This window comes from Frankia sp. AvcI1, from assembly GCF_001420875.1.
In the GTDB taxonomy this organism is placed as follows: Bacteria; Actinomycetota; Actinomycetes; order Frankiales; family Frankiaceae; genus Frankia; species Frankia alni.
Map to the genome: position 1 here is coordinate 51,130 of NZ_LJFZ01000009.1, position 23,833 is coordinate 74,962.

13 protein-coding genes, 1 tRNA gene and 30 pseudogenes are annotated in these 23,833 nt (G+C 73.4%); 29 read left to right on the forward strand and 15 right to left on the reverse strand.

Going from position 1 to position 23,833, the window contains the following annotated elements; translation table 11 throughout:
* Both UK94_RS48095 and UK94_RS11430 read left to right on the forward strand, forming a co-directional pair.
* Positions 1-846: pseudogene (locus UK94_RS48095) on the forward strand (insulinase family protein); the annotation flags it as partial.
* Positions 843-2,252, forward strand: a complete 1,410-nt coding sequence (locus UK94_RS11430; protein WP_095212672.1) for a pitrilysin family protein — start codon at positions 843-845, stop codon at positions 2,250-2,252. The pseudogene UK94_RS48095 and the gene UK94_RS11430, both read left to right, overlap by 4 nt.
* A 276-nt stretch (positions 2,253-2,528) precedes the next feature.
* Here UK94_RS11430 and UK94_RS48100 read toward each other — a convergent pair.
* From UK94_RS48100 to UK94_RS48105, 4 genes and pseudogenes are all read right to left on the reverse strand, one after another.
* A partial coding sequence (locus tag UK94_RS48100) for an ANTAR domain-containing protein (RefSeq protein ID WP_235487514.1) occupies positions 2,529-2,791 on the reverse strand: 263 nt, incomplete at its 5' end.
* Position 2,792: 1 nt separating this feature from the next.
* Positions 2,793-4,199, reverse strand: a pseudogene (locus UK94_RS76010) (GAF domain-containing protein); the annotation flags it as partial.
* 188 nt (positions 4,200-4,387) lie between these two features.
* Positions 4,388-4,549, reverse strand: a 162-nt coding sequence (locus UK94_RS11440) for an NrdH-redoxin (protein ID WP_235487603.1), incomplete at its 5' end; no start/stop codon positions are given.
* A 1-nt stretch (position 4,550) separates the two neighbouring features.
* Positions 4,551-4,627 (reverse strand): annotated as a pseudogene (locus tag UK94_RS48105) (glutaredoxin domain-containing protein); the annotation flags it as partial.
* A 95-nt stretch (positions 4,628-4,722) separates the two neighbouring features.
* Between UK94_RS48105 and UK94_RS11445 the strand changes: the two are divergent.
* The 6 genes and pseudogenes from UK94_RS11445 to UK94_RS48135 all read left to right on the forward strand — a co-directional run.
* Entirely contained in the window at positions 4,723-6,978 is a 2,256-nt protein-coding gene (locus tag UK94_RS11445) for an ATP-dependent DNA helicase UvrD2 (RefSeq protein WP_055749803.1), read from the forward strand.
* Between the two features lie 135 nt (positions 6,979-7,113).
* Positions 7,114-7,347, forward strand: a pseudogene (locus UK94_RS48110) (glycerate kinase); the annotation flags it as partial.
* Between the two features lie 289 nt (positions 7,348-7,636).
* Positions 7,637-7,924 carry a WhiB family transcriptional regulator gene (locus tag UK94_RS11455; RefSeq protein ID WP_173402707.1) on the forward strand — a complete coding sequence of 96 codons (288 nt, stop codon included), beginning with the start codon at positions 7,637-7,639 and terminating at the stop codon, positions 7,922-7,924.
* Between the two features lie 486 nt (positions 7,925-8,410).
* Positions 8,411-8,682 (forward strand): annotated as a pseudogene (locus UK94_RS48120) (nucleotide pyrophosphatase); the annotation flags it as partial.
* Between the two features lies 1 nt (position 8,683).
* Positions 8,684-9,119, forward strand: a pseudogene (locus UK94_RS48125) (alkaline phosphatase family protein); the annotation flags it as partial.
* A gap of 31 nt (positions 9,120-9,150) precedes the next feature.
* Positions 9,151-9,602 (forward strand): annotated as a pseudogene (locus UK94_RS48135) (alkaline phosphatase family protein); the annotation flags it as partial.
* A gap of 112 nt (positions 9,603-9,714) precedes the next feature.
* Here UK94_RS48135 and UK94_RS48140 read toward each other — a convergent pair.
* The 6 genes and pseudogenes from UK94_RS48140 to UK94_RS48155 all read right to left on the reverse strand — a co-directional run.
* A pseudogene (locus UK94_RS48140) lies at positions 9,715-10,790 on the reverse strand (AarF/ABC1/UbiB kinase family protein); the annotation flags it as partial.
* A gap of 1 nt (position 10,791) precedes the next feature.
* Positions 10,792-10,945: pseudogene (locus UK94_RS48145) on the reverse strand (AarF/ABC1/UbiB kinase family protein); the annotation flags it as partial.
* 1 nt (position 10,946) lies between these two features.
* Positions 10,947-11,596, reverse strand: a pseudogene (locus UK94_RS48150) (AarF/UbiB family protein); the annotation flags it as partial.
* Between the two features lie 168 nt (positions 11,597-11,764).
* Entirely contained in the window at positions 11,765-13,003 is a 1,239-nt protein-coding gene (locus UK94_RS11470) for a ThiF family adenylyltransferase (RefSeq protein ID WP_055749806.1), read from the reverse strand.
* Between the two features lie 310 nt (positions 13,004-13,313).
* Positions 13,314-14,318 (reverse strand): zinc-dependent metalloprotease (locus tag UK94_RS11475; RefSeq protein ID WP_235487515.1); only part of this gene is annotated, 1,005 nt, incomplete at its 5' end.
* Between the two features lies 1 nt (position 14,319).
* Positions 14,320-14,744: pseudogene (locus UK94_RS48155) on the reverse strand (zinc-dependent metalloprotease); the annotation flags it as partial.
* A gap of 310 nt (positions 14,745-15,054) precedes the next feature.
* On the opposite strand from UK94_RS48155, the gene UK94_RS11480 reads away from it, so the two are divergent.
* The 6 genes and pseudogenes from UK94_RS11480 to UK94_RS48175 form a co-directional block, all read left to right on the forward strand.
* Positions 15,055-15,453: a molybdenum cofactor biosynthesis protein MoaE gene (locus UK94_RS11480; RefSeq protein ID WP_231861751.1), complete on the forward strand. Its 399-nt coding sequence runs from the start codon at positions 15,055-15,057 to the stop codon at positions 15,451-15,453.
* A 59-nt stretch (positions 15,454-15,512) separates the two neighbouring features.
* Complete coding sequence (locus UK94_RS11485; protein WP_041939809.1) at positions 15,513-15,920, forward strand: hypothetical protein; 408 nt, start codon at positions 15,513-15,515, stop codon at positions 15,918-15,920.
* 90 nt (positions 15,921-16,010) lie between these two features.
* Positions 16,011-16,198 (forward strand): annotated as a pseudogene (locus UK94_RS48160) (signal protein PDZ); the annotation flags it as partial.
* A 1-nt stretch (position 16,199) separates the two neighbouring features.
* Positions 16,200-16,334: pseudogene (locus tag UK94_RS48165) on the forward strand (signal protein PDZ); the annotation flags it as partial.
* 1 nt (position 16,335) lies between these two features.
* Positions 16,336-16,616 (forward strand): annotated as a pseudogene (locus UK94_RS48170) (PDZ domain-containing protein); the annotation flags it as partial.
* Between the two features lies 1 nt (position 16,617).
* Positions 16,618-17,051: pseudogene (locus UK94_RS48175) on the forward strand (S16 family serine protease); the annotation flags it as partial.
* A 161-nt stretch (positions 17,052-17,212) separates the two neighbouring features.
* Here UK94_RS48175 and UK94_RS48180 read toward each other — a convergent pair.
* Together UK94_RS48180 and UK94_RS48185 are read right to left on the reverse strand one after the other, a co-directional pair.
* On the reverse strand, positions 17,213-17,521 hold a 309-nt coding region (locus UK94_RS48180), incomplete at its 5' end, for a PPA1309 family protein (protein WP_235487517.1).
* A 1-nt stretch (position 17,522) separates the two neighbouring features.
* A pseudogene (locus UK94_RS48185) lies at positions 17,523-17,719 on the reverse strand (hypothetical protein); the annotation flags it as partial.
* 158 nt (positions 17,720-17,877) lie between these two features.
* On the opposite strand from UK94_RS48185, the gene UK94_RS48190 reads away from it, so the two are divergent.
* From UK94_RS48190 to UK94_RS11505, 11 genes and pseudogenes are all read left to right on the forward strand, one after another.
* A partial coding sequence (locus UK94_RS48190) for a UPF0182 family protein (protein WP_235487518.1) occupies positions 17,878-18,087 on the forward strand: 210 nt, incomplete at its 3' end.
* Position 18,088: 1 nt separating this feature from the next.
* A pseudogene (locus UK94_RS48195) lies at positions 18,089-18,273 on the forward strand (hypothetical protein); the annotation flags it as partial.
* A gap of 1 nt (position 18,274) precedes the next feature.
* Positions 18,275-18,598 (forward strand): annotated as a pseudogene (locus UK94_RS48200) (UPF0182 family protein); the annotation flags it as partial.
* A 1-nt stretch (position 18,599) separates the two neighbouring features.
* A pseudogene (locus tag UK94_RS48205) lies at positions 18,600-19,340 on the forward strand (UPF0182 family protein); the annotation flags it as partial.
* Position 19,341: 1 nt separating this feature from the next.
* Positions 19,342-19,445, forward strand: a pseudogene (locus UK94_RS48210) (hypothetical protein); the annotation flags it as partial.
* Position 19,446: 1 nt separating this feature from the next.
* Positions 19,447-19,658 (forward strand): annotated as a pseudogene (locus UK94_RS48215) (UPF0182 family protein); the annotation flags it as partial.
* 1 nt (position 19,659) lies between these two features.
* Positions 19,660-19,715 (forward strand): annotated as a pseudogene (locus UK94_RS48220) (hypothetical protein); the annotation flags it as partial.
* A 16-nt stretch (positions 19,716-19,731) separates the two neighbouring features.
* Positions 19,732-19,838: pseudogene (locus tag UK94_RS48230) on the forward strand (UPF0182 family protein); the annotation flags it as partial.
* 1 nt (position 19,839) lies between these two features.
* Positions 19,840-20,520, forward strand: a pseudogene (locus UK94_RS48235) (UPF0182 family protein); the annotation flags it as partial.
* A 1-nt stretch (position 20,521) separates the two neighbouring features.
* Positions 20,522-20,958, forward strand: a pseudogene (locus UK94_RS48240) (UPF0182 family protein); the annotation flags it as partial.
* 120 nt (positions 20,959-21,078) lie between these two features.
* Positions 21,079-21,155, forward strand: a tRNA-Met gene (locus UK94_RS11505).
* 339 nt (positions 21,156-21,494) lie between these two features.
* Here the strand turns inward: UK94_RS11505 and UK94_RS11510 are convergent.
* The 3 genes and pseudogenes from UK94_RS11510 to UK94_RS76015 form a co-directional block, all read right to left on the reverse strand.
* Positions 21,495-21,755 (reverse strand): hypothetical protein, encoded by a 261-nt coding sequence (locus tag UK94_RS11510; RefSeq protein WP_041941031.1) that lies wholly within the window; start codon positions 21,753-21,755, stop codon positions 21,495-21,497.
* Positions 21,756-22,049: 294 nt separating this feature from the next.
* A partial coding sequence (locus UK94_RS48245; protein ID WP_313949483.1) for an Lrp/AsnC ligand binding domain-containing protein occupies positions 22,050-22,366 on the reverse strand: 317 nt, incomplete at its 5' end.
* Position 22,367: 1 nt separating this feature from the next.
* Positions 22,368-22,537: pseudogene (locus UK94_RS76015) on the reverse strand (AsnC family transcriptional regulator); the annotation flags it as partial.
* Positions 22,538-22,853: 316 nt separating this feature from the next.
* Between UK94_RS76015 and UK94_RS48260 the strand changes: the two are divergent.
* The 4 pseudogenes from UK94_RS48260 to UK94_RS48280 all read left to right on the forward strand — a co-directional run.
* Positions 22,854-23,154 (forward strand): annotated as a pseudogene (locus UK94_RS48260) (aminotransferase class III-fold pyridoxal phosphate-dependent enzyme); the annotation flags it as partial.
* A gap of 31 nt (positions 23,155-23,185) precedes the next feature.
* A pseudogene (locus tag UK94_RS48270) lies at positions 23,186-23,243 on the forward strand (hypothetical protein); the annotation flags it as partial.
* A 1-nt stretch (position 23,244) separates the two neighbouring features.
* Positions 23,245-23,333, forward strand: a pseudogene (locus UK94_RS48275) (hypothetical protein); the annotation flags it as partial.
* 1 nt (position 23,334) lies between these two features.
* A pseudogene (locus UK94_RS48280) lies at positions 23,335-23,829 on the forward strand (aminotransferase class III-fold pyridoxal phosphate-dependent enzyme); the annotation flags it as partial.
* Positions 23,830-23,833 lie beyond the last annotated feature (4 nt).

Sequence of the window (23,833 nt, forward strand, 5' to 3'; positions counted from 1 at the left end):
AAACTGCCGCCGGTGGCGTTCGACACCTTTCCCAACGCGCACAACGGCTACGGGGATTTCTCGGAGTTGGCGGCGGCCGGCCTCGACGACGCGGAGGACTTCTTCGACAAGTACTACGCGCCCGGTAACGCCGTGCTCACCATCGTCGGCGACTTCGACTCCGACGAGGCGCTGACCTTCGTCCACCGGTACTTCGGCGACATCCCCGCCCGCGCGGTGCCGCCGCGGGCGAGTTTCGCGGAGCCGGTGCCCGCGGCGGAGCGCCGGGCGGTCCTCACCGATCCGCTCGCCCCCCGCGCGGCGCTCGCGGTCGGCTACCGCGTCCCCGACCCGATCGCCGACCTGCCCGCCTACCTCGCCTACTACCTGCTGACCGAGGTGCTCAGCGACGGCGACGCCAGCCGCCTGGAGCGCCGCCTGGTCCAGAAGGACCGCTCGGTCATCGGGGTCAGCACCTACCTGGGCGCGTTCGGCAACCCGTTCGACCAGCGCGACCCGCTGCTGCTCACCCTGGAGGCCCGCCAGTCCGAGGAGTCCAGCGCCGACGCGGTCCTCGCGGCCGTCGACGAGGAGCTCGCCCGGCTCGCGGGGGACGGCCTGGACGCCGGTGAGCTGGAGCGGGTGCAGGCCCGGGTGGCCTCCTCGCTGCTGCGGGAGGCCGACGACGCCCTCGGCCGCGGGCTGGCCATGGCCGTGCACGAGCTGCACCACGGCCGACCCGAGCTGGTGAACGAACTGCCGGCGGAGCTGTCGGCCGTCACCGGCGAGGCGGTCGCCGCCGCCGCCGGTTCCCTGCTCGACCAGGGCCGTTCGGTGCTGGAGCTGCATGCCGGCGCCGCCTCATGATCGAGAGTGCTGTGACCTCGACCTCGACGAACTCCGCGCGCTCGACTCCGCCGGCGGCCACCGCCACCCCGGCCACCGCCACCGCGGCTGCCCCGGCGGGCGTGATCCCCGCCGTCCGGCCGACCGAGCCGGCGGCGCTGCCAGCCGTCACCGACCGCACCCTCCCCAACGGCCTGCGGGTGCTGGTGGTGCAGCGGGGCAGCGTGCCGATCGTCGAGGTGCGGCTGCGCATCCCCTTCGCCGGGCTCGGGCCCGTGTACCAGGCCCGCGCCGAGGTGCTGGCGGAGACCCTGTTCACCGGATCCCGGCGGCTCGACCGGGTGGGGCTCGCCACGGAGGTGCAGCGCCTCGGTGGCTCGCTGTCGACGGGAGTCGACAGCGACCGGCTCTCCATCGGCGGCTCCGCGCTCGCGGCGAACCTCGAACCATTGCTGGAGATCCTGGCCGACGTGCTGCTCGGCGCCACCTATCCCGACGACGAGGTCGCCGGCGAGCGCGAGCGGATCGTCGAGGACACCGCGGTCGCCCGTAGCCAGCCCGCCGTGATCGCCCGCGAGGCCCTGCTCGAGCGGCTGTTCGGCGACCACCCCTACGCCACCGCCATCCCCGACCCGGACGTGGTCGGGCAGGTCGGCCCGGCGGAGGTGCGCGGCCTGCACGCTGAGCGCGTCTCGCCGGCCGGGGCCATCCTCACCCTCGTCGGCGACGTGTCGCCCGAACGGGCGCTGGCGGCGGTCTCCACGGCGCTCGGGGACTGGTCGGGGCAGCCCGCGGCGAGCGCGCCGCCCCTGCCCGCGCTGCGTACGGGCCCGATCGTCATCGTGGACCGCCCCGGCGCCGTGCAGACGAACATCCGCCTCGGCGGGGCGGCCCTGGACCGGTCCGCTCCCGGCTACCCGGCGCAGCGGCTGGCCAGTACGATCTTCGGCGGGTACTTCAGCTCCCGCCTGGTCAACAACATCCGCGAGGACAAGGGCTACACGTACTCGCCGCGCAGCTCGATCGACCACTACCAGGTCGGCTCGCGCTTCACCGTGGCCGCGGACGTCGCCACCGACGTGACCGGCCCGGCCCTGCTGGAGATCCTCTACGAGCTCGGGCGACTGGCGGTACTCCCGCCGACCCAGGACGAGCTCGACGCGGCCCGCCAGTACGCCGTCGGCACGCTCGCCATCGGCAGCGCCACCGCCGCGGGGCTCGCCTCGACGCTGTCCGCGCTGGCCGGCGTCGGCGTCGGCGTGGAGTACCTGCGCGACCACCCGCGCGCGCTGGCCGAGGTGACGACCGCCGACGTCCAGGCCGTCGCGGCCGACCTGCTGGCGCCCACCGGGCTGATCACGGTCCTCGTCGGCGACAAATCCAAGATCGTCCGGGCGGTGGGGGCCCTCGGACTGATCGAGTCCTGACGCCACCCGCCGGGGTGTGACCCGGGCTCCGGCCGAGATCCACGGAGGAACCCGCGGCCCGGAACGACCCCCTTCGCCCGCCAGGACCANGTCGCCTCGCCCCGCTGGCACCGTTCGGGCTCGGCGGGCCGAGCGCAGGAGGTCGTCCGCGCCTTCGGTGTCGGAAACCGCCGACAACCTCCTGCATGCGCTCCAGCCCCGGCCGAGCGGTGCCGCCTGGTCAGTGCAGGCCGGTCAGGACCGGCGGGTCGGGGCCAGCGGGTTAAGGCCAGCGGGTCAGTGCCGGCCGGAGGTGGACCGCGGTGGTGCCGGGCGGGGCGCGCCACCCGGTCCCGGGCCGGGCCCCGGCGTCGCGCCGGAGGGACCGCCGCCGGCCGGGCCGCCCCGGCCACCGAGCTCCCCCGGGAGAACCGCTCGGGGGTCCCCGACCGAATCCACGACCTGTCGGGCCAGGTCATGGACGCGACGGCCCATCCCTCGCGCCGTGCGGCGCAACCGCTCGAACGCCTCCCGCGGCCGGATCTGATGGCGTTCCGCCANCACACCGATGGCCTGTTCGACGATCACCCGGGACGCCAGGGCGTGCTCGAGCTGGACGACGGACAGCCGCAGCTGCTCGATCTCGCCAAGGTCACGTTCTGCCCGGCGCGGGCGGCCGGGCGGTGCGAGGTCCTCGGCCAGCAGGTCGGCGAGAACCATCGCGGAGAGAAGGTCACCGACCGGGCGGATCTCCGCTCCCGGACCTTCCACGACCCAGCCGGCGGGCGTCCGCCGCAGCCGCATGTCCGCGGTGGAACGTCGCGAGACGGCCGGAGCCGGCCTGGCTGCGCCGGTCACCTGGGCGCCGGTCCCCGCCGGGCCGGTGCCGGTCGCGGGCGGCGGTGTCGGTCGCGGCGGCCCGGCCCGGCCGGGTGGTCCGGGGCGAACCGCCCGCGCGAGGGCCTGGGGCGTCGGCACCCGGCCCGGTGGCCGCGGGGGAGTCGGGGGGGCCGCAGCCGGCTCCGCCCTTTCCCCGATGCCCGGCGTGGCGCTCCTGGGCGGCCGGGACGGGCCGGCCGGCGGCGGGGACTCCGCGGCAGCACCGTGTGCCACCGGCCCGCTCGCCGGCCTCTCGCCGCCCGCCGGCCGCTCATCGCGGGTCGGTCCCCCGTTGCCTGGTGACGCCTCGCCGCCTCGCGACCCTTCGTCGCTGCTGCGTGGCGTGTCCGTGCTCGGGGAGGTGTCAGAGTCGGGTGACGCGTCACCGTGCCGTGAGTCACCCCCGCCCGGGATGGGGGCGGCGCCCGGCGACAGGGCCGCGGGAGTCGATCGCTGCTCGCCGCCCGGCGTCGGGCCGGGCTGGGCCGGCGTCTCCTCCCGAGTCGCGGTCTGCTCCCGTGCCGCACGTGCCGCCGGGGCCGGGCGCTCCTCGTCCGTTGCGCCGACCGCGCCACCCTCGCCGACCGCGCCACCCTCGCCGACCGCGCCACCCTCGCCGACCGCGCCACCCCCGCCCACCGAGGCCTGACCGGCCGAGCCGCCGGCCTCCCGTGAACGATCGCCGGGCCGCGGGCCGTTGGGCGAGACGGCCGGCGGGGGCGGCGCGGGGATGTCGCCCGTGGCCGCGAGGGCGTCCGCGATGGCCCGGACCAGGGCCAGCGTGTCGGCGGACACGCTCACCTCACCGTGGTCCAGGCCGACGAGGAAGCCGAGTAGTCGGCCGTCCGTGGGGATCACCGGCATCGCGAGATAGCTGTGCACCCCCAGTTGGCGATGCTCGGCCGTGTCGGCCGCGGGATGCCCCGGACCGACTCCGGCCGCCGCCGCGGGCGCACCGTCGATCATGCGGGCGATGACGCTGTCCGCCCGGGGATAGTGGGTTCCCTCGCCGAGATCGGCGAAGGTTCCGGTCACACGGAGATAGCTCGCAGTCGTCGCAGATACCACGACGAAACAGGCTGTCTCCATCCGGTCCAGGGCGCGAACGGCCCGCAGCGCGGCATCGACGGTGCTCCACGCCTGTTCTGAAGGTGCTGACGACACAGGCCGAACTCTCCCACAAACTTCACGGGCAGTGACGGACACCGTCCCACGAGNCGGCCGCGTGTGCGGTGGGAAGGTAAGAACTCCCGGGATGTCGTTGCTCTACGTATCCGTTATGCGGCAGAAGTGACCTTCTCGGTGACCTGGCGGACGCTCGGGTTCGTCATCACAGTGCCATCGGGAAAGAGCACGGTCGGTACGGTCGCGTTCCCGTTGTTCGCATCGCGGACAAGTTGCTCTGCTGTCGGGTCGTTCTCGATATCAACGGTCTTGTANTCCAGCCCGGCGCGGTCGAGTTGGCTCTTCAGCCGAACGCAGTAGCCGCACCAGGAAGTCGTGTAGATCGTGAGCACGAAAGGGCCTCCAAGCCACTGGGACGCAACGGTTGGTTCAACAGCGTCGTGCCTGCGACGCTTCCCGGCACGGGTGGGGACTACCGTGTCGGGGGATGTCCGGATCGCCTGCCCCCGCCGCGCGGGCCGCCTCCACCGGGGCCTCCCCGGCGTCACCGGCCGCCGCGGACCTGCTCGCCGGGCTCGATCCCGAGCAGCGGGCCGCGGCCGACGCCCCCCTGGGACCGGTCTGCATCCTCGCCGGTGCCGGTACGGGCAAGACACGCACCATCACGCACAGAATCGCCCACATGGTCGTGGACCGGGGGGTTGGCTCCGGTCAGATCCTCGCCGTGAGCTTCACGACCAGGGCGGCGGGGGAGTTGCGCGGCCGGCTGCGGGCCATGGGTGTCCCCGGCGTGCAGGCGCGTACGTTCCATTCGGCGGCGCTGCGGCAGTTGCAGCACTTCTGGCCGGCCGTGGCCGGCGGACCGCTGCCCCGGCCCGAGTCCAGCAAGATCCCCAACATGGCGCGCGCCGCGGGGCGCCTGCGGCTGAGCCCGGACCGCGCCGAGCTGCGGGACCTGACCGCCGAGGTCGAGTGGGCCAAGGCCAGCCTCGTCGCGCCCGCCGACTACGCCCGGATGGCGGCGGCCGGCGGCCGGGAGACCGCCACCCCGGCGCCGACCGTCGCCCGGCTCTACGCCGCGTACGAGGAGGTCAAGCGGGAGGCCGGCGTCGTCGACATGGAGGATCTGCTGCTGCTCACCGCGGCCATGATCGAGGAACACGACTGGGTCGCCACCGAGGTCCGGTCCCGCTACCGCCACCTCGTCGTCGACGAGTACCAGGACGTCAACGCGTTGCAGCAGCGCGTGCTCGAGGCCTGGCTCGGCGATCGCGACAGCCTCTGCGTCGTCGGTGACCCGCACCAGACCATCTACTCGTTCGCCGGCGCCTCGCCCCGCTACCTGCTCGACTTCCCGCGCCGCCATCCGGACGCGGCGGTCGTCCGACTCGTGCGCGACTACCGGTCGACCCCGCAGGTCGTCGGGCTGGCGAACCGGCTCGTCCAGGCCGCGCCCGGCACGAGGCTCGTCGCCGCGGCGCCCGACGGCCCGCCGCCGGTCTGGCTGGAGTGCGACAGCGAGGCGGACGAGGCCGCCGCCGTCGCCAGTCGCATCCGCACGCTGATCGCCCGCGGGACGCCGGCCAGCCGCATCGCCGTGCTGTACCGGATCAACGCCCAGTCCGAGGCCTACGAGGCCGCGATCGGCGCGGCGGGCATCGCCTACCTCGTCCGCGGCGGCGAGAAGTTCTTCGCCCGGACCGAGGTGGTCGCGGCGCTGCGGCTGCTGCGGGCCGCCCTGCGCTCGGCCGACACCGACCGGCCCGCCGGGCTCGCCGACACCGTCGCGGACGTGCTCGGCGCACTGCACTGGCGGGCGGACCGGCCGTCGGCCGGCTCCGGCGCGGAGCGGGAGCAGTGGGAGAACCTCGCCGCCCTGCACCGCCTCGCCGCCGACCTCGCCGCCCGAGCCCCGCAGGCCGGCCTCGCCGAGTTCGTCGCCGAGCTCGGCGATCGCGTCACCCACGAACACCAGCCCACCGTGGAGGGGGTGACGCTGTCCACGCTGCACGCCGCGAAGGGCCTGGAATGGGACGCGGTGTTCCTCGTGGGGCTGACCGACGGCACGCTGCCGCTCGTTCACGCGAAGACCGCCGAGCAGATCGCCGAGGAACGCCGCCTGCTCTACGTGGGCGTGACGCGGGCCCGGACCCACCTCGTCCTGTCCTGGGCGTTGGCCCGCGCGGACGGACGGCGCTCGCGGCGGCCGTCCCGCTTCCTCGACGATCTGCGCCCGGTGCGCCGCGGCCTCGGCCCGGCCGCGGGCGGGCGGGGCGGCCCCGGCGGTGGAGCGGGGTCTGGCGGCACCGGGGGGTCTGGCAGCACCGGGGGGTCTGGCGGTGCGGCGGGGCGTCGGCGGGCGGGGGAGGAGATCGGCGCCGACGGCGGGGGGTCGGGCCGGGGGCGATCGGCGGTGCGCTGCCGGGTCTGCGGGCGGGCCCTGACCGGCGCCCAGGCCAGGATCGGGCGCTGCGACGGCTGCCCCGGCGACGTCGACGCCGGGCTGTACGAGCGGCTGCGGGCTTGGCGGGCGGCCACCGCGCGCGAGCTGCACATGCCCGTCTTCGTGGTCCTTACCGACGCGACTCTGCAGGCGATCGCCGAATGCCGGCCGAGCTCGGTCGCGGAGCTTGTCCGGATCCCCGGGATCGGCCAGGCCAAGCTCGACCGCTACGGCCAGGCGGTGCTCGGCCTCGTCGCCGGGCGCACCCCGCCGGCGCCGTCCGCCCGCGAGCCTTCGTGACTGCGGGTGTCCGACACGCGACACAGAAAATACGTTGAGGATCGCGGGCCGACCTTCTACCGTTACCCACGACGCCCGACGCAGGCCCGGAATCGGCTGCGCCCCAGGGCTTCCCGAGAAGGAGGTGATCTCGCCGTGCTGAACATTGTGATGGACCAAGCTGGCACCGAGATCGCCCGTCCCCGGGGATATCGGCCCGGCCCGTCGGCCATGGGTGCGGTCGTCCTCGTGGCGGCCGCCGTCGAGGCGTCCGTCGTTCTCGGCAAAGCCGCCCTCGGCAGCCCTGCCCTTGGCGCTTCCTTGATGGCGGATGTCCGTGTGCTGGCGGCTTGCCGTCGCACCGAGGCCCAGGGGACGGGTGCGCCCGCCNCCGGAGTCTCGGGCACGGTGCTCGGCCTGGTCACGTCCACCGCGATCGTCGAGGGTCCGGCCGGCGAGCCGACGCGTCGGTTCGCCGTGTCCGGGAACCCGCGCTCCGCCGTGGCCCAGGCGGCCCAGCACGCAGACCGTCACCTCATCTCGGGATCCGCTCGCGATCCGCTCCCGGACTAGCTCCGCGGAGCCGACGCCGAGGCCGCGATCCCCATGGGGATCGCGGCCTTTGTCGTTTCGCTCCTTCTATCCGCTCGAAGACCTACCCGTGTCGGAGGTGACACCGGTGTTCGATCACTCGATCGTCTCCCGGATCGAGCGGGATCGGCTCGTCCTGCCCTGCTGGGACGTCGATCCTGAGATGTTCTTCGCTGAGTCCCCGGCGGATGTGGAGACCGCCAAGGCGGTCTGCCGTACCTGCCCGGTCCGGGTGGCGTGCCTGGCCGCGGCCCTCGACCGGGCCGAGCCGTGGGGGGTGTGGGGTGGCGAGCTGGTCGTGACCGGCACCGTCGTGCCCCGCAAGCGGCCCCGCGGTCGGCCGCGCAAGGTCCGCCCGGAGGAGGTCGCGGCCTGACGGCCGCGGCGGGCGGGACACCGGTTCGTCGGCGTCCCGCCCGCCGCCGTTGGCCGTGGATTTCTTTCGGTGCTCCGGTCGGCACCGGTACTGTTCCGGCGTGCCCAGCAGCGAGCGTGTCTATCCGATGTCGACCGGAACGGGAACGGCGCCGGGCGTGGCGCCGCAACCGGTCGGGTCCGACGACCTGTCCCTCGCCGTCGCCGCCCTCACCAGCCCCGCACTGGCCGAGATCGTGGATCTCACCGCCTGGGTGGACGCCGGCTGGCTCTACGTGGCCAACGCCGGCGGCTCGGCCCGGCTGCCGGTGAGCGATCCGGACGGCCCCTGGGAGGTCCGCTTCGGGCGGCATCCGCTGGCCAGCCAGGACCCGATGCACGGGGTGCCCCTGGCCGCGGCGCTGGCGGATCCGTCACCGCCGAACGAACGCGACGCCTACCCCTTCGCCGGCCGCCGGCTGCTGTCCGCGTTCGGGGACGCCACCCNCTCGCCCGACCTGATCGTCGTGCACACCCCGCGGCACTACTGGCCCGAACGCGGCGGGCACCTCGGCGAGCACGGTTCGCTCAACGCCGGCCAGTCCCGTGCCCCGCTGGTGCTGTCCGGCCCCGGCGTGCGCGGCCGGGGGCTGCGGCCCGGTGCGGCGCGGATCATCGACGTCGCGCCCACCCTCGCCGCGCTGGCCGGCGTCACCCTGCCGGGCGCCGAGGGGACGGCGCTGACCGAGCTCGCCGGTCCGGGCGCGCGCCACGTCGTCGNCCTGCTGTGGGACGGCGCGAACTGCAACGACCTGCTGCACCTCGCCCAGACCGGTGCCCTGCCGAACGTCGCCCGCCTGCTGGCCGAGGGGACCGCGCTGACCGGCGGAGCGATCGCCGAGTTTCCCAGCGTGACGCTGACCAACCACACCTCCGCGCTGACCGGGGTCGGGCCCGGTCGCCACGGGATCCTGCACAACGTCTACTTCGACCGGGCCACCGGCCGCCAGGTGATCGTCAACGACGTGAAGACCTGGCACGCCGCCTGCGAGCAGCTCCGCGACGGCGTCGAGACGCTCTTCGAGGCCGTCGCCCGCCAGCGCCCCGGCGCGGTCAGTGCCTGCGTGAACGAGCCCGTCGACCGGGGCGCGCACTACTCGACGTTCGGCCTGGTCCGGGCGGCCGGCAACGCCGGTGGCGCCGGTGACATGGGCGACNACCTGCCGGCGGCCGAGGGCGACCCGCACNCCAGCGCGCGCTGGGTCCAGCAGAGCGCCGACTACGCCTGGTCCACCCGGGTGGACGCACTGGGCCTCGCCCAGGTCGTCCAGCTCTGGGCGCCGGGCACGACCCCACCCGACGTCATGTGGTGGAACACCACGGTCACCGACACGGGCCATCACGGCGGCGGCCCCTACTCGGACCAGTCCCGCGCCGCGCTGCGGGACGCGGACGCCCGCCTCGGCAGCTTCCTCGATCTGCTCGCCGAGCGCGGCCTGCTGGCCGAGACCGCGATCCTGTTGACCGCCGACCACGGCTCGGAGGCGGCGGACCCGGCCTGCCGCGGCGACTGGGGTGACGCCCTGCGCGCCGCCGGGGTTCGGTTCCGCGACGAGGGCTACGGCTTTCTCTACCTCGGCGAGTCCGTCCTCGACGGTCTCAGCCTGGACGACTCGGCCGTCGGGGTCGCCTCCTCCTGACGGGACCCGCGCGCAGGACCGCGATGCCTGGGCCCCTCCGGGCGGGTACCGGGCTGGGATCTGGTGACCGTGGTAGTAGCCGAGGGCTGCGTCGGAGGAGTCGCAGTCGCGGTCAGTCCTCGGCGGTGATCGGGTCGGAGGGCGTGTCCTCCCGGGAAGTCTGGCGCGGGGGAGCCGCCCGTGCCCGGCCCGCGGCGCGTCGGGGGCCGGGGGCCGCGGGTGCGGCTGGGGGGTCGGTCGTGGGGGTGACGGCGGTCCTGGCGGTGCGCCGTGATGACCGCGCGGGCCGGCTCGTCTCGGCGGGTTCGGCCTGCGTGGGTACCGCGTCTGTGGCGGGAGCGGGCTGGGGCGCCGGATCACCGGCAGGCTTCCTGGCGCGCGTGGCCGCCGGAGCGCGTCGCGGCGCGCTGCGGTTCGTCGCCGTCTCGCCGGTCGACCGGTCAGGTCGTTGATCGGCCGGTGCCCCTGTGGCTCGCTCCGGCTGTGCGCTCGGCTCCGGCTGTGCGCTCGGCTCCGGCGTGGTCGTCCGCGCGGGCTTGGCGGCTCGCGCCGGCTTCGAGGTCCTGGTGGCCTTGGTGGTCCGGCGGGTACGGCCGGCGGTCGGGGCTCCGGGCAGCACGACCGGGCCGGGCATCGGCCGGATGACCCCGGCCTCGTCCCTGACCGCCAGGACGGGCAGCGGACGATCCGGGCGGTTGGCCTCCTCGGCGGCCAGGGCGGCCGCGGAACCGGGCTCGGCGAATCCCGGCTGCCAGCGCTCCATCTCGGCGCGGAAGTGGCCGGTGCTGCCGAGCTGGCAGAGGATCCCGATCGCGCCGAGGGTGACCCGATGGATGAGCAGGTACGACGGCGGGAGGTTGAGCTGGCGGCCGAGCTGCGCCGCGGCGGAGCGCCAGTCGCTCAGGCGCGCCGCCTCCTTGCGCAGCCAGGCGCGGGAGAAGGTGAACTCCTCCTCGGCGATCGGCTCGAGCATCGGCGCGAGGTAGTCGAGCAGGTCGTCGGCGTCGATCTCGGCGGACGGCGGGATGAACCCCTCGTCGCGCAGGCCGGCGGCGACGGCCTGCGCGTCGCCGGCCAGGGTCTGGCGGGCCAGCCGGCCGATCGGCGCGGGCAGCCCGCCGGGCAGCCGGTTCACGGCACCGAAGTCCAACACGCCGAGCCGGCCGTCGGGCAGCAGGCGGAAGTTCCNCGGATGCGGATCGGCATGCAGCAGGCCGGCCCGTCCGGGACACGAGTAGAGGAACCGCACGAGCAGCAGGCCGGCGGCGTCGCGCTGCTCGGTGGAGCCGTCGGCGATGATGGCGGACAGGGGAACCCCGTCGATCCACTCGCTGACGAGCACCNGGTCCGAACCGGCGAGCGGGCGCGGGACGACGATGTCCGGGTCGTCGGCGTAGGCCTGCGCGAAGGCCGACTGCCACGCCGCCTCCAGCCGGTAGTCGAGCTCCTCGGTGATCCTGGCCTTGAGCTCCTCGACCAACGGCTTGATATCCAGCCCCGGGGTCACCGCGCTGAACAGCCGGGCCGCCCGCCCGAGTTGGGTGAGGTCGGCGACCAGGGCTGGCCCGGCCCCCGGGTACTGGACCTTGACCGCGACGGGCCGGCCGTCCGACCAGACCGCCCGGTGGACCTGGCCGATGCTCGCCGCCGCGGCCGGCGCGTCGTCGAACTCGACGAACAACGACCGCCAGTCCGCCCCGAGCTCCTCGGCCAGGACGCGGTGGACCACGGAGGCCGGCAGCGGGGGCGCCGCCTCCTGGAGCTTGGTCAGCGCGGCCCGGTAGGGCGCGGCGACCTCGTCGGGCAGGGCCGCCTCGAACACGGACAGGGCCTGGCCGAGTTTCATCGCGCCGCCCTTGAGCTCCCCGAGGACGCGGAAGATCTGGGCGGCGGTGCGCTGCTGGAGTTCGGAGGCGACGACTTCCGCGGGACGGCCGCCGATCCGCTTGCCGACACCGAGCGTGGCTCGGCCGGCGATTCCGATCGGGAGGGTGNCCAGTTTGGCAGTGCGGACGACGGCCCGCCGTGGGATGTCGGACACCGCTCCATCGTGCCCTGTTCCGAGGCGTGGGGGGCGCGGACTGTGGGTAACGGTCGCGGCGATGTTGCCGCCGCCGAGCCCGGGCGCCACGGCCGGCGCGCGAGCCTGCGACCCTCGGATCTCAGGCATCCCCGTCGGCCCGCCCCACCATGGATCGGGCGGTGCGGCAGGGACAGTTGGGGTGCACCGGCCAGCTTCGCCGGCGGATGCGCCAGTCCGGCAGGGCGAGCTCCAGCGCCCCGTCCGCGGTTACCGGAAAGATCTTCAGAGAGGAGTCCGGCGTGTCGAACATCTCATCTTTGGTGCTTGCGATTGCGTGGAGCAAGTCCGGGTTGTCGGACTGGTGAACCCTCGGGCCCGGGTCGGGCGACGGTGGGACGGCGAGGTCCAGGAAGGCCAGCGCCTGCATCGCGGCGATGGCGGCGACAAGACTGGCGAGGGTGATCTCGCACGGGTCGTGGCCGGCCGTGCGCGGACGGACAAGCTGCATCGCCAGCATCGGCCACACCGGGTCGCGGGCGTGCCGATGCAGGTGCTGACAGTGCAGGCAGGCCGTCGCGGCCGGCACCACGAGCGGACCGACGATCCCCGTCGTCTCGCGCACCCCGGCCAGCAGATGAGCGGTCCCGCGGCGTTCGAGATCGAGGCAGGCGCCGGGCGCGACGGTCGGCGGGCCCACCGGGGCCAGCACGATCAGATCCGCCTCGAAGCCGTCGACCCCCGGTCCCTCCGCGTGCCCCGAGGGCGGCAGAGGCGTCGAGCCGGCCGTGCCGAGACCGGGGCGGCGATCGGCCTGCCGGCGCACCCGGGTCATCGCCGTCCCCGCGGCGAGGGCCCGGGGCCGGCCGATGTCCTCCAGGCGCAGCCCGCCGGGAGAGACGTCGGCGGCGGTCGTCACCGCGGCGTCGTCGACCACGACCCGGCCGATCCCGGCCGCGGCGAGCAGGGTCGAGATCTGTGCGCCGACCCGCCCGGCGCCCCGCACGAGCACCCGGGCGGCGCGGCGCGCGGCGAGCACCCGGCGGGGGCGGGCCGGATCGGCGGAGCGGACCGACAGTGCCGCGAGGTCGGGCAGCAGGCGGTCGCGCTCGGCCGGAGGCAGCGGCGCCGCACCCGGGGGCGGTGCCGCGTCGTCGAGTAGACCGGCGCGACCGAGCAGGTCGAGCAGATCGCGGGCGGCCGCGCCGCCGTCGTGACGGAGCTGTTGCAGCGTGCGCCGGCCGTCGAGGGCCTCCAGCAGGGCCGCGTGCGGCGGGCCGAGGTCGGTGACGAGGACGGCACGAGCCGGGTCGATGCCGAGTTGCAGGGTGGAGCTGTTGTGCCAGAGCCGACGAAGGCCGGGCTTGAGGATCGGGCGCATGGATCCCCCGCAGGTCCGCCGACGGCCGAAGCCACCGGACGCGGATCAGGACGACCGGCCGGCCGGCCGGTTGATCCCCACCGTGTCACGCGGGTCCGACAGAACGCGAGACCGCGCCGGCCGCTGTGGAGAGGCTGTGGACCACCCTGTGGATCGTGCCGGGTCCGATCTGCCGGGTCCGATCTGCCGGGTCCGATCTGCCGGGTCCGGGCGTGCCTGGCCAAGGCCGGCGGGGCCCGGCCGGGACCGGCGTGCGTCAGTATCGCGACGGAGCGTACTGATCAGTACCGCGACGGAGCGTACTGATCGGTCAGCTCGTGGTGCCGGTGTCCGAGTCGCCGGGGGTGTCCGGCTTGTCCGTGGGGCCGCCGGGGGACTTCCCGCCGCCCTCGGCGGGCGGCGTGTCGCGCAGCTTCTCGATCTCGCCGATCGGGTCGTCCAGGACGCTGGCCGACGCACCGGTGACGAAGCCGTCCGGGGCGGCCAGGTCGGCCGCCGTGGGCAGCAGGTCGGGATGAGCCCAGACCGCGTCGCGCCCCTCCCGCCCGCGGGCCTCGGCGAGCGCGGCCCACAGCGCGGCGGCCTCGCGCAGCTTGCGCGGGCGCAGGGAGAGCCCGACCAGCGTGGCGAAGGTCTGCTCACCGGGCCCGCCCTCGGCACGGCGGCGCCGGACCATCTCGCGCAGCCGGCCGGCGGCGGGCAGATGACCGGTGGCCGCGGCGTCGGTCACGTGGTCCACCCAGCCCTCGATGAGGGCGAGGATCAGCTCGAGGCGGGCCAGTGCCGCCTTCTGCTCGGGGGTGGTCGCGTCGTTGAACACGTCCTCGCCGAGCGCCTCGGCCAGCCGCTCCGGGTTCATCAGGGCGGTCGGGTCGACCATCCGCATCACCCGGCCGACGGCCTCGGTGTCCACCGCGATGCCCCGGGCGTACTCCTCGACCGCGCCGAGCACGTGGGCGCGCAGCCAGGGCACGTGCGCGAACAGCCGGGTGGAGGCGGCCTCCCGCAGCGCGAGGTAGATGCGCACCTCGTCCTCGGGGATCTCCAGACCGGACCCGAACGCGGCGACCCCTGCCGGGACCAGCGCGGCCGTCCCGGCCGGACCCAGGGGCAGGCCGACCTCGGTCGACGAGACGACCTCCGCGGCCAGGGTGCCGATCGCCTGGCCCACCTGGGCGCCGAAGAGCATGCCGCCGACCTGGTTCATCATCTGCATGATCGGTCCACCGGCGCCCATCAGGGCACCGAGATCGACTCCGGCCGGCAGGGCGTCGCGCAGCTCGCTGGGCAGCTCGATGCCACCCCCGCCGAGCTGNCTCAGCCCGCTGGAGATCCCCGTGCGCATCGCCTCGACGACCTTGGCCGCGATCGGGTCGCACAGCGTCTTCCAGACCGGCAGCGTCCTCTCGATCCACTCGACCCGCGACCAGGCGCCGGCGGTCGTCGCGCCGGCGGGCAGGGTCGTCAGCGGGTCGAGCCAGACGTCGGCGATCCGCAGTGCCTCGGCGACCATGTGCTGCTGCCCCATGGGGACGCTCGACTCGCCGTCGCCCAGGGAGCGCACCGCCACCTGCCGGGCCAGCTCCCAGTTGACCGGACCGCCCTGCCAGGACAGCAGCCGCTCCAGCTCGGCGAAGAACGGGGCGCCGCCGCCGAAGGGACCCCCGCCGCCGAAGGGGGACCTGGGCTCCTCGCCGCCGCCTCCGGAGGACGCGAAGCCGAACGGGAAGTCGCCACTCATCGGACGTGGCCTGATCGGGGAGCGGGACGTCGCACGCGCGGTTGGGGCATGAACCCACGGTAATGCGTTTTCTGCCCGCCGGGCGAAACGGAGGCCGCCACGGCCGGTTACGGTCGTGGACGTGGACTCGACGCGTTCTCCCGCACCCGTCCCACCGGCCGATGCCCCGGCGCGCGCGACCGTCGGGGCGGGTGGGCCGTCCCCGGCGTCGGGGGAGCCGGCCGCGGCCGCCGGCTCCGGTCCCGGTCCCGGCTCCGGCGCCGGCGCCGAGCTCGGGACCGCGGCTCCGGCCCGCGTCGTTCTCGCGGACATTCGTGACACCCCGTTGTCGGTGGACGAGTGCATGGCCGCCGTCCTGCTCCCGGACGTGGGCGGGATTGCGCTGTTCGTGGGCACCGTTCGCGACCATGACGGCGGTCGGGCGGTGACGGACCTCGCTTACGAGGCGCATCCGCGGGCCGCCGCCGAGATCGAGCGCGTCGCCGCCGAGGTGGCGGCCGGTGCGCCGGTGCGGGCGATCGCGGTGGCCCACCGCACGGGGCACCTACGGGTGGGTGAGACCGCGGTCGTGGTGGCCGTGGGAGCGGCCCACCGTGCGGAGGCATTTGCCGCCTGTCGTCGTCTGATCGATGACATCAAGGCACAGGTTCCGATTTGGAAACACCAGGTTTTTGAGGACGGCGCGGCTGAATGGGTAGGCGCCTGCTGAGCGGGGCACCTACGATAGAAATAAGTCATCTTCTTACTCGTCTCGACGTCGAGGCTCCCATGTGGTTCCTGTTGATCCCCCCTGTCGCCCTGCTCCTGACGGCCGTGTGGGTCGCCCTGCGCGGCCGGCCGGACCGCACCTCCGAAGCCATGATCACCATCGCGGGCTACCGGCGCAGCATGGCCGCGCTGGCCCGCCCGATCCCCGCCCAGTCCGCCACGCGGACCGGCGCCGACCTCGACGAATCCGGCTACCCCGAACCGCCACCGGACGATGACCCGCTCTCCCCGAACGGCCCGCTCTCCACGAACGACCTGGACGACCTAGCCAACATGGTCGGTCTGGGCGAGTTGGACGACCTCGGCGTCGCCACCGGTGCCCAGGTGTCGCCCTACGCCGACACGGTGCCCATCGACGTGTCGTCGCTGCGGCGCCAGGCCAGGGGTCGTCCGCCCGAGACACCCTGACCGTGCGTCGGACATCCGGCGTCCGGGGCTGAGGTCGACTGCCCCGGACGCCGGCCCGACCGGGTGAGGGCCGGTACATAGACTGCGTTCATGGCCCGGCGCACCCAGTCTCTCGTGGTGGCGTCGGTACTGGCGTTGGTGCTCCTGGTCGTGGGCCTGTGGATGCCGGTACCGTTCGTCACTCTGGCCCCCGGGCCGGTCACCGACACGCTCGGCGCCGTCGACGGCACCCGGCTGATCACGATCGAGGGGCACCGCACCTACCCGACCTCCGGTCGNCTCGAGCTGACCACGGTCGAGGAGACCCCGAAGCTCAACCTGGTCAGCGCCCTGCAGGACTGGATCGACGATGACCGGGCGGTCGTCCCCACCGAGCTCATCCGGCCCCGCGGCTCCAGTCAGGAGCAGGTTCAGNAGGAGAACGCCCAGGCCATGCTGGACTCGCAGGACCAGGCCACGGCGGCCGCGCTCGCCCAGCTCGGCATCAAGGCGACGGGCCGATCGGTCGCTGTCTACACCATTCCGGACGGCTCGCCCGCCGCGGGCAGACTCGCGGCCGGCGACGTCATCACCCAGGTCGGCGGGGTCGCCGTGGCGACCCAGGACCAGCTACGCGCCCAGGTCGGCAAGGTCCGCCCCGGCGCGGCCGTCACCATCGCCTACAAGCGGGGTGGCAAGCCGGCCACCGTCACCATCNCCACCCGCCCGGCAACCGACGACCCGACCCGGGCCATGATCGGCGTCACCACGACCGAGAAGCGGACCTACCCGTTCACCGTCCGCATCCGGCTGTCGGACGTCGGCGGGCCGAGCGCCGGCCTGATGTTCGCGATGGGCATCGTGGATCTGCTGACGCCCGGGGCACTCACCGGGGGGAAGACCATCGCCGGTACCGGGACGATCACGGCGGCCGGCGAGGTCGGGCCGATCGGCGGCATCCAGCAGAAGATCCTCGGCGCGAAGGCGTCCGGGGCGTCGATCTTCCTCGTGCCGGCGGCGAACTGCGCCGACGCCACGTCGGTGGACTCCGGCCGCGCCCCCCGCCTGGTGAAGGTCGACACCCTTACCGACGCCCTGAAGGCGGTCGACGCGCTGCGGACGAATCCGGCGGCGAGCGTGCCGTCCTGCTGAGCGCTCCGGCCGTCCGGGCCGGCCGGCTGGCCCGGGCCGGCCGAGTGATCCGGGCCGGCCGAGTCGCCTGGGCCGGCCGGGTGGTCCGGGCCGGCCGGGTGGGGCGTGCGGACGGCCCCCGGGCCACGCGGGTTGCCGGCCGCCCCACCCGGCGGCCCAGGTCACTGGAACGTCGCGAGCAGCCCGTCGACGAGGTTGTCGGCCAGGTCGGGATCGACGACGAGCTCGTCGTCCCCGCGGACCCGCAGGCAGGACGCGTGCAGGCCGCTGCGGGTGACCCCGACGGCGAGCCGGACGTCCTGGCGCTCCGGGTGGTTCGCGGCCCAGTACTCGATCTCGTGGTCGGAGTACGGCGCCTCCTCCTCCGCGCTCGGCGGGAGGACGACGAGCTCGGTCACCAGCACGCAGCCCAGCACCTCAGGGGGCCACCCGATCCCGGCGAGCACTTCGTCGAGCCGGCCCACCGGCAGNGGCTCCTGCTCGACCGGGGTCAGCGAACCGGGCGGCGAATCCCCGATGTGGGGGGCCAACGCGGGTTCCCGCGCCAGCAGGTCGGCGGTGTCGGCGAGGGCGTAGACCTGGCTGGGCTGATCCCAGCCGGAGTCCGCGACGTGCCGCTCGACCTCGAGTACGACGGAGGTCAACTCCGTGATGTTCGGGCTGCTCACCGACCCATCCTCTCCGATCTCCCCTGAGTGCCTGGCGTAGGTTGCCGTACTGGGGCGGTACGCGCCCCTCGCGTCGGCACCACCCGGCTGATGGATCCGGAAACCCCGGATCCGCCCTTCCGATGAACACCCGACCGTCCTGACCGCACGGAGGAACTGTGGCAACGACCAGTCGCCGCCCGGTGCTGACCCGCGCCAAGGTGATCGTCCCGGTGCTGCTGGCCGTCGCCCTCGTGATCGCGTTCGTCGCCATCTTCACGCGGCTCTACACGGACCTGCTGTTCTACCGCTCGGTCGATTTCAGCAAGGTCTTCACGACCGTCATCTACACCCGGATCCTGTTGTTCCTCATCTTCGGCGCGGTGATGNCCGTCGTCATCGGGACCAACATCGTACTTGGTTACCGGTTTCGCCCGCAGTTGCGGCCGCTGTCCACCGAGCAGCAGAACCTCGAACGCTACCGGTCGGCCATCGAGCCGTACATGAAGCTGGTCCTCGTCGCCGTCGCGGCGGTGTTCGGCCTGGCGGCGGGGCTGTCGGCGTCCGGCCGGTGGNGGACCTGGCTGCTGTGGGTGAACGGCGAGTCGTTCGGGACCAAGGACCCCCAGTTCCACCGGGACATCAGCTACTACGCCTTCACGTACCCGTTCCAGCGCTTCCTGCTCGGCTTCCTGCTGACCGCCGTGCTGCTGTCCCTGCTGGTCACCGTGCTGACCCACTACCTGTTCGGCGGCATCCGGCTGCAGACGCCGGGGGAGCGGGTGACACCCGCCGCGAAGGCGCACATCTCCGTGCTGCTCGGACTGCTCGCGCTGCTGAAGGCCTGGGCCTACTACCTCGACCGGTTCGGCTCGGTGTTCTCCTCGCGCGGCGTCGCCANCGGCGCGTCCTACACCGACGTTCACGCCGTGCTGCCCGCGAAGCTGATCCTGCTGTTCATCTCGCTGGCCTGTGCGGTGTTGTTCATCTACAACATCTTCCAGCGTGGCTGGACGCTGCCGCTGCTCGGCGCCGGGATCCTGGTGTTGTCGTCGGTGGTCATCGGCGGCATCTACCCGGCGTTCATCCAGCAGTTCCAGGTGCGGCCGAACGAGGCGACCCGCGAGCAGCCGTACATCGAACGCAACATCGCGGCGACCCGTGCGGCCTACGGCATCCAGAACGTCAAGCCGCAGTCGTACGCCGCGCGCACCGACGTCACCGCCGCGCAGGTCGCCGCGGACACCGGCACGGTGCCCAACACCCGCCTGCTCGACCCGAGCAAGCTGTCGCGCACGTTCCAGCAGCTCCAGCAGATCCGCGGCTACTACACGTTCCCGAAGACCCTCGACGTCGACCGGTACACCGTCACGGGCGCCGACAAGAAGCAGACCACCCGCGACTACGTCGTGTCCGTGCGGGAGCTCAACCAGGCTGGGCTCGGCGCCGACCAGCGCAACTGGATCAACGAGCACCTCACCTACACCCACGGCAAGGGTTTCGTCGCCGCCCCGTCGAACACCGTCGACGAGGGCCAGCCCGCGTTCGACGAGGGCGAGCAGAACCTGCCGCAGAAGGGTGACTTCGACGTCAGGGAGAACCGGGTCTACTTCGGTGAGATGTCGCCGAACTACTCCGTCGTNGGCACCCGCCAGGTGGAGATCGACGGCCCCGGCCCCGGTGCCGACACGCAGGTCACGACCACCTACACCGGCGACGGCGGCGTCTCGATCGGCTCCACCTTCCGNCAGGCCCTGTTCGCGCTGCGCTTCGGCGAGAAGAACCTGCTGCTGTCCGGCGACATCACCAAGAACTCGCGGATCCTCTACGAACGCAACCCGCGGGACCGGGTCAGCAAGGCCGCGCCCTGGCTCACCCTCGACGGCGACCCGTACCCCGCGGTCGTGAACGGCCGCATCACCTGGATCCTCGACGGCTACACCACGTCCGACGGCTACCCNTACTCCGCCCGGCGGACCCTGGGCGACGTCACCGCCGACTCGGTCACCGCGCAGAGNGGCAACCGGGCCCGNCAGGCCGCGAACCAGGTCAACTACATCCGAAACTCGGTGAAGGCGACCGTCGACGCCTACGACGGAACGGTGACCCTCTACGCCTGGGACGAGTCCGACCCGGTGCTNCGGACCTGGATGAAGGCCTTCCCGGACACGGTGAAGCCGAAGAAGGACATCTCCCCGTCGCTCATGGCGCACCTGCGCTACCCCGAGGACCTGTTCAAGGTCCAGCGCGACCTGATCGGCCAGTACCACGTGTCCGACCCGCGGGACTTCTACTCGCAGGAGGACTTCTGGCAGGTGTCGGAGTCGCCCGACGGCAGCGGGCAGCCACAGCCGCCGTTCTACGTGTACAGCAAGCTGCCCGACCGGTCCGGTCCGTCGTACAACCTGACGTCTCCGCTGATCTCGGCCCGGTCGTCGAAGCTCGCGGCCTACATGGCGGTCTCGAGCGACCCGTCGAACTACGGGCAGTTCACCCTGCTCAAACTCCCGCCAGGGGGCACGATCAACGGCCCCGTGCAGGTGCAGAACGCGATCGAGTCCAACGGTGACGTCGCGAACAAGCTGACGCTGTGGCGCGGCGCCGGCTCCCAGACCATCGAGGGCAACCTGCTGACGCTGCCGGTCGCGGGTGGGCTGCTCTACGTCGAGCCCTACTACGTCCAGGCCCGCGGCGGCTCGGGCTATCCCACGCTGCAGGGCATCGCCACCGCCTTCGGGGAGCGCATCGGCTTCGGCACCTCCCTGGGGGAGGCGCTCGACAAGGTCTTCGGTTCCGGAGCCGGGGCCGCGGCGGCCGGAGCCNGCACCGGCGCAACCACGACCACCGGCGGTGGCGGTCAGGCCACGACACAGGGCGGTGGCACCGGGGCCGCGCCACCGGGCGGGACCTCCGGGCTGCAGGACGCCGTCAACGACGCCGACAGCGCCTACAAGGCCGGCCAGGACGCCCTGCGTAAGAATCCGCCGGACTTCAACGCCTACGGTCAGGCGCAGACCGACCTGGCCGACGCGCTGAGCCGGCTGCGGACTCTCGCCAGCCCACCGACGACCCCACCTGCGGCGAGTCCCACGCCGAGCCGCTCGGCCGCGCCCACGACCCGCGGCACCGCCGCCGGCTCGGCGCCGCCGGGAACCACGCCCGCCGTCGCTGCTCCCGCGGGCCCCTCGGGTCCCCCGAGCCCGGCGGGCGCCACCGCCGGTCCGCCGCAGCAGCCACGGGCGGCACCCCCGCCCGGCTGACACCGGGCGAATCGCGACGATCCGCACCCTTTGCGATCTTCGCCGGGAAGCGCCCAAAATTGGGGCCGCCATCGGTTTGACATCTGCCGGTGGCGGCCCTGTATAGTAAAGGCACACCGACGCGGGGTGGAGCAGCTCGGTAGCTCGCTGGGCTCATAACCCAGAGGTCACAGGTTCAAATCCTGTCCCCGCTACCAAACGAAAAGGCTCCCGGAGATTCTCCGGGAGCCTTTTCGCATTCTGTCGCGCCGTCGCCGGCCGCAGCCTTCCTCGCCGACCGAGACCGAGACCGAGACCGCCGGGCGCTGCGGCTCAGCACCTCCGCCGGCGGGCAAGCACTCGTCGTCCCAGCCAGATCGCCACCACATCATGCCGAGGTCTGGGTACGGTTTCAGACCGGAAAATCGTACCCGGACCTCGGCTCGGCTCCGCAGCCGACCGGTGACACGGAGCGAGCAGATGGGCGCCCTGACGCCCCGGCCCGGCCCGCCCGGACGCCGGGACCGCCTGCCGGCCTCGATCCTGCCTGGGGCGGGTCAGCGGGGGCGGGGCGTGCGCCAGGGGCTGCTGGGGCGCGCTGCCTCGGCGGCGCGGAGCAGGGACTGGGCGAGGCTGCGCGCCTCGTCGGGGTCGAGATAGGCGGCGGCGAGCGTATCCAGCATGGGCGCGTCCAGGCGGAGAAGGATCACCGGAGCCTTGCCGGCGCTCGCCGGCGGCTCGGGCCGTACGGTGATCTCGGCCTGGCCAATGCGAGTAACGAGTATGCCGTCCTGCGGGTCATGGTGGACAAGCGCCATGCTCACCCCCATCGTGTCTGGGCCGAGTTGTTGTGTCATTGCATGTGTTGGACTCTTGTTGGTGCTGCTTGGTTGTTCGGGGAACGGTGTCGGCGGCGTGACTCCGCGTCCGTTCCCCACGCGAGGCGCCTCACCCNCGGCGACGGGCGCCCATCCGCCGACTCCGGCTCGGNTGCGCCCGTGACCACGGCTTTTTGCCGTCGTCGTCGCGCTTTGCCGCCACCGNCCGCCGTCCCGTTCGTGCCCCTGAAGCCCGCGTCATCCCTNCCCGCCCGTCCCCGTCGCGGTGGTGCGTCAGCGCGCTCCCCAGGCGTAGGTCTGCTTCACCAGACGCAGGTAGACGAAGGTCTCCGTCGCGAGAACCTGGGGAAGGGCGCGGATCCGGTCGTTGATCAGTTCCAGCAGGTGCTCGTCATCCTCCGCCACGATCTCGACGATGAGGTCGAACGAGCCGGCGGTAAGCACGACGTAGTCGACCTCGGGAAGATCGGCGATGGTGGCGGCGACCACCCGGGTGTCGCCGGTGACTCGGACGCCGATCATCGCCTCCCGATGGAAGCCGACGCGCAGCGGATCGGTGACGGCGACGATCTGCATGACGCCGGCGTCGANCAGCCGTTGGACCCGCTGGCGCACCGCGGCCTCGGACAGCCCCACCGCGGCCGCCATCGCCGCGTACGAGCGCCGGCCGTCCTGCTGGAGTGCTCGATGATGGCCTTGTTGATGTCGTCCAGCAGCCCGTCTGAGGCGGAGCGCTGGCCGGGCGTCCGTCGAGACTGCACCCGGCATCCTCCTCGTCTCNCCCGGCGCTGCGCCGGTCCGATCGCCGGCCGAGGCGTCGGGCCGCACCGGCCCGGCCGCTCGGAGGGCGTCCCGCTGTCATCGTATGGCTACGAGCGAACGAACGGGGAAGCGATACCCGAATCCACTTTTGTCTGCGGATTCACTCGCCGAGTGGCCAGTCGAGCTACGCTTTCGGTAGGCGCTCGGCTGAAGGGATGCGTGGACGGTGTCGAATCTGATCGTTACCGAGGCAAGTGTGACCCAGGCCGCACTTCACGCCCGGGCGGCGGAACTCACCGATCGGGAGGAGGCCCNCCTGCAGAGCCGGACCCGTGGTTCCGAACAGCTGCACGCGCGGGCGGCGCGGTCGATGACGTCGGGGGTGCCCTCGTCCTACCAGATCCGTGACCCGTGGCCGATCTACCTGACCCACGGGCGCGGTTCGCTCGTCTGGGACGTCGACGGCAACGAGTACGCCGACTTCCACAACGGCTTCGGCTCGATGATCCAGGGCCACGCCCACCCCGCGATCGTGCGGGCGGTGACCGAGCGGGTCGCCCTCGGCACCCACTTTGCCATGCCGACCGAGGACTCGGTCGTCGTCAGCGAGGAGCTCNCCCGCCGGTTCGGCCTGCCGCAGTGGCGCNACGTCAACTCGGGCTCCGAGGCGACCATGGACGCCATCCGCATCGCCCGCGGCGTCACNGGCCGCGACACGATCATCAAGATCTTCGGCTCGTACCATGGCCACCACGACTACGTGATGGTGTCGATCGGCGCGCCCTACGACGACATNGGCCCGGCCGACAACATGAACTCCCTCGGCTACGGCGCGGGCATCCCGCAGGCCGTCATCGACCTCACCGTGCCCGTCCCGTTCAACGACGCCCCCGCGATGGAACACCGTATCGAGGCCCTCGCCGCCGAGGGCCGCCTGCCCGCCTGCGTCATCATGGAGGCGGCGATGATGAACCTGGGCGTCGTCCTGCCCGAGCCCGGCTACCTCGAGGCGGTCCGGGAGATCACCGCCCGGCACGGCATCATCCTGATCTTCGACGAGGTCAAGACCGGCCTGTGCGTGGCTGCCGGCGGCGCCACCGAGCGCTTCGGCGTGCGACCCGACATGATCACCCTGGCCAAGGCCCTCGGCGGCGGCCTGCCGTCGGGCGCCATCGGCGCGACCGCGGAGATCATGGAGGTCGTCGCCTCGGACCGGGTCAAGCAGGTCGGCACGTTCAACGGCAACCCGCTGACCATGGCCGCCGCCCGCGCGAGCCTGCTGGAGGTGCTCNCCC